Below are 12,486 nucleotides of genomic sequence, written 5' to 3'. Positions count from 1 at the left end.
TTATAAGAAAAGACTTGGCTTGTGCCAAGTCCCTCAGGACGCCGGCAGAAGCCTTAGTCGTTCTTATGTCAACAGAATTGCGTTATAAATTCTGGTAGACTAAATTAAAAACGGCAGGGATAGCCCCTGCCGTTAAAACACCATTAGTAGCGAGAATCAGGTAAGCCAAAACTATAGACAACCTTAGGTCCAGTGCCATCATCAGGCCCATTCTGGGCATTGACTGGCGCTACATCGGCCGGCGGCTGCTTATCATCGCTATCTTTTTCTTTTTCAATTATCTTGCCTTGGTTTAACAACTGTGCCAGTTCGTCGCCTTCGAGTGTTTCTCGCTCTAACAGCGCATTGGCAACCAAGTGTAATTTTTCAAGATTGTCTTTAAGCATCTCTTCGGTTTTAGCGTAGGCGGCTTCAATCATCCGCCGAACTTCCTTGTCAATTGAGTATGCTACTTCTTCACTATAGTTGCGGTCACGGGAAATATCCCGTCCCAGGAAAACCTGCTGTTCCTGGCGGCGGCCAAAGGTAATTGGCCCCAATGCCTCACTCATACCATATTCGGTAATCATCTTACGTGCCAGATCGGTAGCACGTTCCAGGTCATTTTGCGCACCTGTGCTGATTTCACCAAGGACAACAGCCTCGGCAACCCGCCCACCGAGCAGTGTATTAAGTTGCTCAAGCAGTTCAGTCCTGGTAGCGTAGTACCGGTCTTCCTTCGGCAGCATCAGCGTATAACCGCCAGCCCGCCCACGTGGAATAATCGATACTTTATGCACAGGATCAGTATGGGTTAGCATCATGCCGACAAGCGCATGACCAGCTTCATGGTAGGCAGTAAGTTTTTTCTCTTTGTCGCTGATAACCTTGGATTTTCGCTCAGGCCCTGCGACTACCCGCTCGACAGCTTCTTCAAGCTCAGGCATCTCAATACGACGCTTATTACGCCGGGCAGCCAATAGTGCTGCTTCATTGACCAAGTTACTCAAATCAGCCCCAGTAAAGCCAGGAGCGCGGCGCGCCAGTACGTCAAGGTCTACTTCCTTAGCGACAGGCTTGCCCTTGGTGTGCACTTTGAGTATCTCCAGCCGGCCTTTTACATCAGGACGGTCAACCACAATCTGCCGGTCAAACCGGCCAGGGCGGAGAAGTGCCGGGTCAAGGATATCCGGTCTGTTGGTGGCGGCGATAATAATTATACCTTCATTAATACCAAAGCCATCCATTTCAACCAGCAGCTGATTTAACGTCTGCTCACGCTCATCATGACCGCCGCCAAGGCCTGCGCCCCGCTGCCGGCCAACAGCGTCAATCTCATCAATGAACACAATACATGGAGCACTCTTCTTGGCCTGTTCAAACAGGTCACGCACCCTGGATGCACCAACACCGACAAACATTTCAACAAAATCAGAACCGCTGATACTAAAGAAAGGTACTCCGGCTTCACCGGCAACCGCACGTGCCAGCAGCGTTTTGCCTGTGCCAGGCGGTCCAAATAAGAGTACACCTTTGGGAATACGCGCCCCTAAATCGTTAAACTTTTTAGGGTGCTTTAAGAACTCAACAACCTCTTCCAGTTCCTGCTTGGATTCATCGGCCCCGGCCACATCGCCAAACGTAACCTTGGTTTTCTCCTCACCATGCAGTTTGGCCCGTGATTTGCCAAAAGACATTACCCGGTTGCCCCCGCCTTGCGTCTGCTGCATGATAAAAAACCACACACCAATTAATAGCAGCATCGGCAGGATAGATGAAAAAATCGTCGTCCACCACGGCGGCTGAGGCGGCTGTTCCGCCTTAATGTCTACACCCTTATCCCTGAGTTGGTTAATCAGCGTGGGATCATTGGGAGCAATGGTAGCAAACTCCTGACCATCTTTGAGCTTACCGCGAATGGTATTGTCAACAATCGTCACCCGCTCAACCTTTTGCTCTTCCACCTGTTTCAGAAACTGGGTATAACTGATTTCCTGTTTTGGGGTCGTCCGTGATGAATAATAGTCGATTATCGAGATGGCTATAATGATAATCAACAGGTAAAAACTGACATTCCGGAAAAACTTGTTCAACAAGTAGCCCTCCTCTCGCTGGACCACAAAAGCGGCATTAGAAACATGTTACTATTCATATCGCATAATTATAGCATACTAAATAAAAATTGACAATTAAGGAAAAACATTTATCCGATGGGGTTAAAACCCCACCTGAAGCTAAGTCTACTTTATCCAGCATAGGTTTCCGGCTTGAGTACCCCGATAAATGGCAGATTACGATACTTTTCAGCATAATCAAGGCCATAACCCACAACAAAGTAGTCGGGAATGGTAAAACCATTGTAGGCAATCGGTACCTCCACTTTACGGCGCTCAGGCTTGTTTAACAGGGTGCAGATTTTAATACTGGCCGGCTTACGGGACCAAAGATTATCCATCAAATAGTTGAGTGTCAATCCTGAGTCAATAATGTCTTCGACAATAAGCACATGCTTGTTTTCCACGTCCTCATCAAGGTCTTTTAAAATCCGGACAACACCACTGGATGAAGTGGCAGCACCATAGCTGGAAACAGCCATAAAGTCGATAGCAACAGGTAGATCGATGGCACGGGCCAAATCAGCCATAAAGATGACGGCGCCGCGTAAAACGCCAATCATTAATATCTCTTTACCTGCATAATCAGCCGTGATGGCTGCGCCAAGTTCCTTAATCCGGGCAGCGAGCTCCTCCTCACTAAATAATATCTTCTCCAGGTCATCCATCATATTATTACTCATATTCAAAATTCCCCCTGTTTAGTAATAGTAAGCTGCAAGATTTTTTTTGTATTATCAGTGATCCGGCCATGCTCGCTCTGCCGATAGCCTGCTATCCAGATAATTTCCTGACAGTCAGCAATGATTGGTATACAATCGCGCTCGGCCTCAGGGACCTTGGTGTCAATAAAAAACTCTTTGAGTTTTTTGCTGCCTCCGAGTCCAAGCGGACGAAACCTGTCACCAGGTAAGCGTGTCCTGATGGTAAGCGGTAACCGAAGCTGATCAAGGTCAAATACTGCGGTGTCCCGCCCTTGCCGCGTGGGTAGCTCGGTAACAATGGCTGCTGTCACGGTACTTCCATTTACCATTATTCTCCCAGGCACGGCAAATTCCGCCGCCTGAACCGAGTGTACAGTAGACCGGTCGATACATGCGTCCGCCACTCCCAACTCCAGTGACGTATATGTCTTTTGGGCGGTAAGTCCACCTGGCAAGTGCAGCCGCGATCCGACTATACCGAATAATGCCATATTTATTAATTTTTCCACATGACCAAAGCTTATTCCTGTCAGTGCTCCATGTTTTTTCTCAATAGCCTGACGAATACATACGCGCTGCACAGCCGGGTGCAGTTCAGCCAAAGCCTTGCTGTTAATTATAGCCTTACTGCCGTCCTCAATGGCAACTGTTCCCCATAGTTTGGCAGATTCCCTGGCAATATAGTCATGCTCATCCCCTACCAGTGACGACAGCCGCCATAATGCCTCACGGATGGCTGGATTATAGTCGGCTTCCAAGGCCGGCAGCAGGTTTAACCTGACACGGTTTCTTAAATAATCTGTCTCAAAATTAGAGCTATCCTGACAGGGATTTAACGTGTGCTCAGTACAGTAGGTTTCAATCTCGCAGCGGCTGACAGACAAAAATGGTCTTACGATTCCGCCGTTTAGCGGACGCATACCTCTGAGTCCGCCGCTACCGGCACCGCGGAGCAGATTAATCAGCACTGTTTCCACCTGATCATCACGATGATGACCTGTGGCAATCTGCGCCCCGCCCCACCGCGCGGCCACTTCGCGCAGGTATTGGTATCGCAGCAGCCTGCCAGCTTCCTCAAATGACATTTTATTGGCCTTACAATAGGCAGGAACATCAATAGCTATAACATGACATTCAAGCCCCAGTCCAGCAGAAAAAGCAGCGACAAATTCAGCCTCTTGCACTGCTTCGGGTCGAAACATATGATTCACGTGGGCTACAGCCAGTTGAAAACCATATTCCCCTTTAAATGTATTTAATAGATGCACCAGCGCCAGCGAATCAGGCCCACCTGAGCAGGCTGCCAAAATTCGACTGCCAGGCACCAATAGCTGGTGATTATTCACCCATGTCCTTACTTTATCAAGCATATACTACTATCCCCGGCTTTCTACCTGATAGTCTGTATTAGCACGCATTAGGCGATACAAAGTAGAGCTTACAAAAATGCCAAAGGCAATAGCTCCTCCGGTTAAAAGAGTCAACATGCCCATTGCCACGCCGTCATTATACTGGCCCTCCACCATAAAGCGCATAGCCGTGTATGCTTCCCGGCCTGGTACCAGCGGAATAAAGCCTGGGACACTAAAAATCGTCGCTGGTTTCTTCAAAAATCTAGCTAAAAGCTCAGCCAATAGCCCAACAACCATGCTGCCCAGAAAGTTTGCCATAATACTGCTAATGCCACTTGCAGCCACAAACCACATAACCAACCAACCCACTACCCCAGTCATACTGGCATATATGAGCAGCTTGCGGGGAATGCGGTATAGCACACCAATTGCGGCACTCATGGCAAAGACGGCCATAACCTTAACAAAGAACATACTCCACCCCGCTCAATAAGCACTGACTGCCAAAATAATAACGACCCCCATGGATACCGCTACAGCAGTAAGTGCGGCATCCAAGCCGCGTGATAACCCGCTTAGAAGGTCACCAGCAATTACGTCCCTTATGGCGTTTGTGATGGCCACTCCTGGCACTAACGGCATGATGCCGCCAACAACAACATTATCCGGTCTGAGTTCCGGCCATATATGCTGAAATAGTACCCCTACCAATGCAGCTGTAACGCCACCTAAAAATTCAAACGTAAATTTAACCCCATGCAGCCGGGAGATAACATGGGCAATATACCGGACAACCAGCGCTGCAGCGAAGGCGGCCAAACTCTCAGATACACCGGCATTTAAGAGAATGGCGGCTGATCCGCCGACTACGCCTGAGGCCAGCATAGACGGCACAAGCGAAAACCCAGTACGTTCCTGGGCGATTTGTTCAAGATGAGCATATGCACTCTGGTAGTCTATCCGCCGATCCGAGAGCCCCCGCGAAAGTTCATTCACCTTAGCAATGCGGTCAAGGTTAATTGTCCTGTCATGGACCCGCCGCATGATGGTACTTGTTCTGCCAGTACTATCGGTGACCGTAACAAATACGCCAGTAGGAATAACAAAACTCTCGGCCTTGACTGCGCCTAATGACCGCGCAACATGAAACATAGTTTCCTCTACCCGGCTGGTCTCGGCTCCATTCTTAAGCATAATCTCTCCAGCTAAAATGGTTATGTCTAATATCTGTTCCAACAGGATTTGCATACATACCCCCGCAGCCTGTTTTAGTAGTCAATTCGCGCCTGCAGTGCCAATTTCCTGCCATAATCAGCCATTATGCTAGTCTTTCCTACGCCAATATAAAGAATACACGGCTTGTGCCGAGCCTTTGGCGACGGCGGAAGTCGATGTTGCCCTTATCCAGACGGAAAGTTATACTTTCTTACAGGAAAAAATAAACGGGGCGTATTAGCCCCGCTCAGTCACCTTAGCTACCAGTACGGCCATATCATCTCCGGCTGCGCCACCGGAAAACTCAACTGCCTGTTTTAACACCCGCTCAGCAATATCCTGTGGCTGCTCAGAGTTCATGCGGCGAAGGAAGTTGGCCACCCAGGTTTCCTTGTCAGCTCCCTTAGCTGCATCAATTACCCCGTCGCTTACCATCACTACAATATCGCCTGGTGCCAATACCCGTCTGACCGGTTCAATCTCTACATTCTCCAGTATGCCCATAGGCAGTGTTGCCGGATTAATTGTCGACACTTCCCGTACCCTTTTCACATAACTTGGCGCAGAACCTACCTTAAGAAACTCTGTTTCGCCGGTAAAGGTGTCAACAACTGCCATATCAACGGTAGCAAACATATCACCTGGCATTTTTATCAGCAGCATCGAGTTAACAGTCTTAACCGCTGTATTGACATCAAAGCCTACCGTTAAGAGCTGCTGCAAAAATTTCACAGCATACCCGCTCCCGCTCGCCGCCGCTTCACCACTACCCATACCATCGCTCAAGATAAGCGCCGTCCGCCCCCGGCTGACAGGCTGGGCAGCACAGGTATCACCCGATACCCCGCCCCGCTCCTTAGCCGCTGTTGCCATGCCGGTCTCCACATAATAACGTTCAGCTAACTCCATTTTCAGCGTACAATTTTTGTGCCGCACCTTGCTGCCGCAATCGGCATGCAACGTCATTTTTTCCTGCAATAGGTTGGCTGTGAGGGGCAAGATGGTATTAACACATTCCCGTGTGCCGTCGCATACTGTTTTCTGTGCTTCTACCGTCACCTTGCCTCTTTCTGCAGTCACCCGTAATCCAGTAAGCGGACACCCAAGGACAGTGGCCCGTTCTGACAGCATCTCTGCAACCTCAGTATCTGTCTGTGGTCCCCGGTTCAGTTCCTGTGCCAGATTGCCGATGATGACCCCAGTAGCCTTCATTTGTTCAACAGCCACCGAGCGGCACTCAGTCAGCTTCTTTTGCCAGTACCAATGGGTTTTATTGCTTTCAGCTACCTGAATGATAAGGTCAACCAGAGCCTGGCGGTTTGCACACACCCCTTTCAGCGGCTCAGGCACAGTGCCCGCCTTTAGCTTCCCAGCCTCAGCCAAAGCCAACATATCCAGCATGGCCTGGTAGGTCTGGTAAAAATCGCGGTCCCAGCATTCACTCCGCCGCACACACGGCCCGCATACCCGTTCCCCGACCGCTGACAGCATTTGAATCAACTGTCTTTCTTTAATTTTTTCATTATGAACGGCATTTTCCTTAGCGCTGCCTGAGTCAAAAGCCCCAGAAAGATCCCTGAAAATATCAGCAATGTTGTTTAGCTTGTCCACTGCCGAATTAATAGTTTGCTGCGCAATTTCGGTGCTATCGGCTTCTTCCAGGCAGGTTTCCCGCCATCGGCTCATTGCAGCTACAGGTACGAGCATGAAGGCAGCCCCAGCGGCTGACGCTTCTACCAGCGACAAGAGCAGCTCGCCAGGCCTCCCAAAATATAATACGGCAATAGCACTGCCTAAAATATAGCCTAGCAGTACAGCCGGTTTCCCCAACCCGCGAAATAAACCGCCCAACATACCTGCCAGGGCATACATTGCGATCGCAGGAGCGGCATCACCATCACTTAGGCCAACAACCAGCCCAGTAACAACGCCTACTGATGCCCCCAGCCCTGAACCCCCGCTATAGGCTAGCGTCATAGCAATGAGCGCCCCGGCAATATTACGCACACTATAGTCATAAACAGTCAAGCTGCCCAAACCAGCAACAGCGGTAGTCAGCATAATTATGCCACAAATCAGGTTTTCAGCGCTCGCCTGATAAATTTTTTCATTGTTTAAGAATAGAGGCACCGCATATTGAAAAATAAATGCCAATACCATACATAACATTGCACCAAATACCACCAGCATAGCGCCATACAATGACGAGTCCTGCCAGGGCATAAGCGCCACACCGCTTAAAAATACTGAACCAAACATAAATAGCGGGATAGCCTGCGCTTTTTTCTCATACCGCGTTAGCTTGTCTGACAGGCGCCAGTAAAGAAGCATTGATATCAAATATATAATTCCCGCATGATAAAATCCTGCACTAAGCACACCGGCCAGCGCCCATACCCCGGCAGCAGCAGCCCGTTGTCTGGCTACACAGGCAATAGCGGCAAACAAAGCCAAACCAAACGGAGCTACCTCACCCATGAGTGAGACCCGCCCGAGTAAAAGTGCCAAGAAATTTATCGGCAGGTTTTGCTGGTGAAACAGCGCTCTTACACTTGCCTTCACCCAATTGGAAAACTCCTGCCAGGGGAATCTGGGCTTGTCCATTATCATAGATTCGGCAGCTGGCCTCGCAGGCGGCGCTTGTAGCATTTCTTCAGGCAGGGTAACAACAGATACTTTTGGCATGATTCTTCACCCCTGTAAAAAACTGTCTTGCATGCATCTAGAATTTTACAGAAATTTACATTAAAAGGTTTGTCTATCTGCGTAGCTCTGCCAGCAAAAAAATCCGACACAGACTAAAGCCAAAATGCAAAAAACCACCTGCCAGAACACTGACAGGTGGTTTACACTCTATTTTCAACATTAAATTATTCCAGTTTTTGTCGATAAACGCTAATAAAGCCTTGGTTAAATTATTTATTCAGCCCGGCGTGCCGCACTGCCACCGCCGCCGCCGCCAGCGCCACCACCGCCGCCCCGGCCGCCATTGCCGCCGCGTTTGGACTCGGTACTGCGCTTCAAATCAGTCAGGCGCTCATCACTGTCTTTTAAAAACTTACTCAGCTTATCTTCAAACGTCAAGCTGTTTACTCTATTAGGACGGCGGAAATCGTTTGCATGCTGTTTTCGTGGCGCGGGAGGTTGCAGCTGCTTAATAGAAAGACCAATTTTGCCGCGATCGTCTACAGATAAGACCTTAACTTTAACCTTGTCCTGTTCTTTCAAGAAATCCTTAACATCGCGGACGTATACGTCAGCAACTTCAGAGATGTGAATCAAGCCTACCTTTCCACCAGGCAACTCAACAAAAGCGCCAAAGTTAGTTATGCCTGTCACAACTCCTTCTACCACACTGCCAACTTCAATGGACATACTCACCAAACTTCCTCCTTAAAATCTTTCGTACTTTTTATCACTTTTATTTAGGAACCTGCAATCCATATTATACTCTTGATGGTGAAAATGTGTCAAGGAATGACGCTTTACCTGGCTGGAATATATGGCACTTCTCCCGGTTTTACCAAACCGAGCTGCTCACGGGCTACCTTTTCGATATATTCTGCCGTACTCAGTTTTTCCTTCTCAGCATTCAGGCTTTTATTGACTTCAGCCGCCTCGGCCATCCGAGTATTCACCGTCTCGGTTTCGCGGCGAATCTTGTATAGCTCAGTTTGCTGAACAATGATCATATAGCAAAAATATCCCGCCATGATCAAGATGCACAACCTAAACCAGCTAAACCGTTTTGTTTTCTTGCGTCTTTGCACCATAAACATCACCATACTGTGTTAATGTTTACATGTATTCGCTCTTTAAACAGCAAATCCTTTTTATTCCTGTAAGAAAGTAAAACTTTCCGTCTGGATAAGGGCAACATCGGCTTCCGCATTCGCCAAAGGCTCGGCGCAAGCCGTGTTTTCTATATCTAGGGAATTATATGAAAATTTCATTGAGGTGGAATCTCCTCCGGCGGGGGGGGTGGCGGAAACCGCTTTTTACACCAGGCTGAGTACCTTCTGCCCATATAGCGAAATGGCAGCAGTGATGTCCTAACAACAAAGCGTACAGGCTTAACAATAGTAAACACCACCACCCGTTTTGCACTACGCCAACTGCTGGCTAATAATTTTAACAAAGCCATAATGAGTTTGACTACATATCGGCTGGCCAAGCGATAATACACGGCTACGCCGGAAATCATGGCAATAAAAACATAAAAACGGAGTTCGCCCCAATTCCCAAGTATAAGAGCTAAAAATGCAATGCCTGCCGCCACAAGCCAATATAACAAATCAGCAACCGACGTAATCAGCCACGGCGGTCGAAACACACCTCGGAGTACACGGTATGTATCAAACAGCACACCGAGCAAGATTCCCGTTGCAGCAATAAGCAAGAAAGTACTTACCTGCGCGGAAAACTCCACCTGCCCACTCCCCTCTCATCTCCAGCGAAATGACCTATACCGCCGAAATAAGTGCCTGCCGGCAGCAACCACCGCCATAGTTGTTATAACAACACCCCAACCGAGTACCGCAGCAACCTTCCGCCAGCTGTCAGCCGGTAATCCTCCTGGCGGCAAACGACCGCTTGCCTCATACCAATTACTGACTACCCGCTCAACATATTCAGTTGTCTCGGCATAGGGCGGAATGCCGCCATACTTATCAACAGCACCAGGCCCGGCATTATAGGCCGCTACCGCCAGTTCAGCCTGCCCATTATAACGCTTTATCAGCTGACTTAGATAACAGGAACCAACAGCAATATTAAGCTCCGGGTTATAGAAACAATCACTGCCGCATTCTCCTTCATGCCGGCCACTGCATATGTTTGCCTGACTATTCACCAGCCGCCAGGTACTAGGGATAACCTGCATAAGCCCATAAGCCCCGGCTTTCGACAGCGCCCGGGGCTGAAACGAGCTTTCGGCCTTAATTACAGCAGCGATAAGTTCCGGACTAACGTTATTTGTCCTGCCGGCCGCATTTATCTTATCCGCATATGGTAGTCCGCTTATCTCCCGCAGGGCAGCTGCCCCTGCCGAAAAGTGTACGTACACAGCGCGGCGGCTGTAATCAGCCAGACTGACAGCCAAGCTGTAGAGTACAATCTGGGCCGCAAGTACAAACAGCAGCGTCAGCCATAGGATAAGACCCCGGCTGCGCACGTTATTTTAAAAACCGTTCCAGCAGCCCTTTTCGCTGGCGCTGCTCGTCCTCGTAGTTTATGCCTTTTACCGTTCCTTCAACAATGATATTGCCCTGCTCCAGGTTAAGTTGCTTAATATTAAGACCCTCACCCTTGATGATCAACATCCCTTGCTCAGTTTCCATAATGATCTCTTTTTCATCATAGCTCCCCAGGGTGACGACTCCGTCCACAGTAAGCTCTTCCCGATCAACCAGTGTCAGCTGATGCCGCCATTTCGGCGTCTTGTTATCTATCGGCATAAAACTCGCCCTCCCAGCCAATGCTATCTCAAGTTATGTATATGTGGCAGGATATGGTTTTAGTACAAAGGATTGCATCCGGGGATATGTGATTGCCACGCTAGCGCTCGCAATGACAGAAGGCTGGTCATTGCGAGGAAGTATGACAAAGCAATCTCGCCTTTCGGTATCTTTTCCTTGTATTATGCAAGGCCTGACCCCGGAGGTGGCTCATGAGCAACTTATATTACTACTGGCAAAAATTAGCTTACCAGCTTGTTCATCAAACTACATTGTGGTTATTGATCGTATTTTTTGCTACCGCGCTTGTAGCCTGGGTACTAGGCTCTGTTCTTGAAAAGCACAATGGCCGTGACCGTGAAGCCAAATTTGCGCGCAAAACGGCGGCAATCTATGCCGCCGCAGCTGCCGGTCTATGGTTGTTTAGTATCCTCTTTAAATAGCCTTACTTGTGTCCGCCTAGCTGACGGATGGTGACATTGACCGATATGACCAGTGGAATGGTGGGAAACACTTCCTCATCCCACTTGTCTTTTAGCTCTGCCCATTTCTTAGGATAGCGAATCTGCATCTTTTTTCCCATTCTCAGCGTGTCAGCCCCCAAAGCCTGCTGTGCTCTATAAGCATGAACTGCAGCCTGTTTTACTTCCTCGGCAAATTGCAGCTCCAACCTTCTGACATACTGAGTGTCATTCAGATTATGGTCGTGCGGCTCCGGACAGCCTTCCATCTCCCCAATATTGCCATACATGGCAATATCAAGCGTATAGTAGATGGTATCACCTGACACATGGGGTTCGAGCCGGGTATCATGTTGAAACAGTTCAAACGCAAAGATCCGGTTAGGATGATCCTTACAGACAGTGGTGATAATGGCACTCTTCTCTATGCCCATAATGAGCTTGGCCCCAAAAGTATCATACTCGTCCAGAAAACCGGCCAGTTCTCCCTTCTTGATGATCGCCATGCCGCCTACTTTAAGAATATCACCAGCCAATTCTATTTTAGGGAGAACGGTCGAAGTTTTATTATCAAGCAGGATAGAAGTAAAACCGAGCTCTGTCTGCAAACTAGCGATATGAGGGTCTTTAACATAGTTGCGGCCAATACCTGCTAGAAATAAACCATTCGGCTCACCGCTGGGCGGCTGATACTCAATAATCGGTTTGGCCTCGCCAGGGGTAATATATACCCTAATCCGCCAGCGCATCTCGGCATCACGCATAAACCAGTCAATCAGCTGATCGATTCCGCCGGCCTCAACAGCTGCCTGGCTAATCACAATCGTTTGAGTATGCTCCCAGGTTATCGGTCTGCCGACTTGCCCAAATAAATCCCGGATAATCTCAAAGAGTAGTCGCCCGGTACCCGAAATCACATAAGTACCGACTTTTGCGCCGCCCCGCTGTTCGCCCTGCTGTCGGGGCTCAATCTCGAGCAGTTGGACGCTAAGCCGAAAATCTCTGCCGCCGTGCGGCTGAACAAATTGTTCATGTGCCTGTTCATTGTCATCGACCACATCAATAGCAGCTGCCAGCACCATATTCCGGTTCTGCAATTCCCGTTGGTCCCAGCAACCCGCAAGCGGGAGACAAGCTGCAATCAGCAGCAGCCAAACCATAAGAATTTTGGTCTTATTGCCCTTTATCATCAGCGTTTTTCACCA

Annotated in this window: 13 protein-coding genes; 1 reads left to right on the top strand and 12 read right to left on the bottom strand. The window is 48.9% G+C overall.

Annotated elements, in window-relative coordinates:
• Positions 1 to 143: 143 nt before the first annotated feature.
• The 11 genes from ftsH to yabP form a co-directional block, all read right to left on the bottom strand.
• Complete coding sequence (gene ftsH, locus B9A22_RS19200) at positions 144 to 2,072, bottom strand: ATP-dependent zinc metalloprotease FtsH (RefSeq protein ID WP_084577551.1); 1,929 nt, start codon at positions 2,070 to 2,072, stop codon at positions 144 to 146.
• 152 nt (positions 2,073 to 2,224) lie between these two features.
• A complete protein-coding gene (gene hpt / locus B9A22_RS19195; RefSeq protein ID WP_371360907.1) occupies positions 2,225 to 2,776 on the bottom strand; it encodes a hypoxanthine phosphoribosyltransferase in 552 nt (183 codons plus the stop codon).
• Between the two features lie 2 nt (positions 2,777 to 2,778).
• Positions 2,779 to 4,167, bottom strand: coding sequence for a tRNA lysidine(34) synthetase TilS (gene tilS / locus B9A22_RS19190; protein ID WP_084577550.1), 1,389 nt, complete (start codon positions 4,165 to 4,167; stop codon positions 2,779 to 2,781).
• Between the two features lie 6 nt (positions 4,168 to 4,173).
• The gene (locus B9A22_RS19185; protein ID WP_084577549.1) at positions 4,174 to 4,623 is read right to left on the bottom strand and encodes a threonine/serine exporter family protein; all 450 of its coding nucleotides are present in this window, start codon (positions 4,621 to 4,623) and stop codon (positions 4,174 to 4,176) included.
• A 12-nt stretch (positions 4,624 to 4,635) separates the two neighbouring features.
• Positions 4,636 to 5,397: a threonine/serine exporter family protein gene (locus B9A22_RS19180; protein WP_084577548.1), complete on the bottom strand. Its 762-nt coding sequence runs from the start codon at positions 5,395 to 5,397 to the stop codon at positions 4,636 to 4,638.
• A 204-nt stretch (positions 5,398 to 5,601) separates the two neighbouring features.
• On the bottom strand, positions 5,602 to 8,049 hold the full coding sequence (gene spoIIE / locus B9A22_RS19175; RefSeq protein ID WP_084577547.1) for a stage II sporulation protein E: 2,448 nt from the start codon (positions 8,047 to 8,049) through the stop codon (positions 5,602 to 5,604).
• A 234-nt stretch (positions 8,050 to 8,283) separates the two neighbouring features.
• On the bottom strand, positions 8,284 to 8,739 hold the full coding sequence (locus B9A22_RS19170) for a S1 RNA-binding domain-containing protein (protein ID WP_084577571.1): 456 nt from the start codon (positions 8,737 to 8,739) through the stop codon (positions 8,284 to 8,286).
• A gap of 110 nt (positions 8,740 to 8,849) precedes the next feature.
• The gene (locus B9A22_RS19165; protein WP_245824061.1) at positions 8,850 to 9,149 is read right to left on the bottom strand and encodes an FtsB family cell division protein; all 300 of its coding nucleotides are present in this window, start codon (positions 9,147 to 9,149) and stop codon (positions 8,850 to 8,852) included.
• Positions 9,150 to 9,313: 164 nt separating this feature from the next.
• Positions 9,314 to 9,793 (bottom strand): spore cortex biosynthesis protein YabQ, encoded by a 480-nt coding sequence (gene yabQ, locus B9A22_RS19160; protein WP_084577545.1) that lies wholly within the window; start codon positions 9,791 to 9,793, stop codon positions 9,314 to 9,316.
• 15 nt (positions 9,794 to 9,808) lie between these two features.
• A complete protein-coding gene (locus B9A22_RS19155) occupies positions 9,809 to 10,537 on the bottom strand; it encodes a lytic transglycosylase domain-containing protein (protein WP_084577544.1) in 729 nt (242 codons plus the stop codon).
• Between the two features lies 1 nt (position 10,538).
• Positions 10,539 to 10,820 carry a sporulation protein YabP gene (gene yabP / locus B9A22_RS19150; RefSeq protein WP_084577543.1) on the bottom strand — a complete coding sequence of 94 codons (282 nt, stop codon included), beginning with the start codon at positions 10,818 to 10,820 and terminating at the stop codon, positions 10,539 to 10,541.
• 212 nt (positions 10,821 to 11,032) lie between these two features.
• Between yabP and B9A22_RS19145 the strand changes: the two genes are divergently transcribed.
• Complete coding sequence (locus B9A22_RS19145; protein WP_084577542.1) at positions 11,033 to 11,263, top strand: hypothetical protein; 231 nt, start codon at positions 11,033 to 11,035, stop codon at positions 11,261 to 11,263.
• A 2-nt stretch (positions 11,264 to 11,265) separates the two neighbouring features.
• Here B9A22_RS19145 and B9A22_RS19140 read toward each other — a convergent pair whose 3' ends face one another.
• Positions 11,266 to 12,471, bottom strand: a complete 1,206-nt coding sequence (locus B9A22_RS19140) for a Ger(x)C family spore germination protein (RefSeq protein ID WP_084577541.1) — start codon at positions 12,469 to 12,471, stop codon at positions 11,266 to 11,268.
• Positions 12,472 to 12,486 lie beyond the last annotated feature (15 nt).

Origin of the sequence: Sporomusa malonica, assembly GCF_900176355.1 — a bacterium.
Taxonomy (GTDB): domain Bacteria; phylum Bacillota; class Negativicutes; order Sporomusales; family Sporomusaceae; genus Sporomusa; species Sporomusa malonica.
Note: the sequence above shows the minus strand (reverse complement) of the source record. Positions and strands in the feature narration are given on the sequence as shown.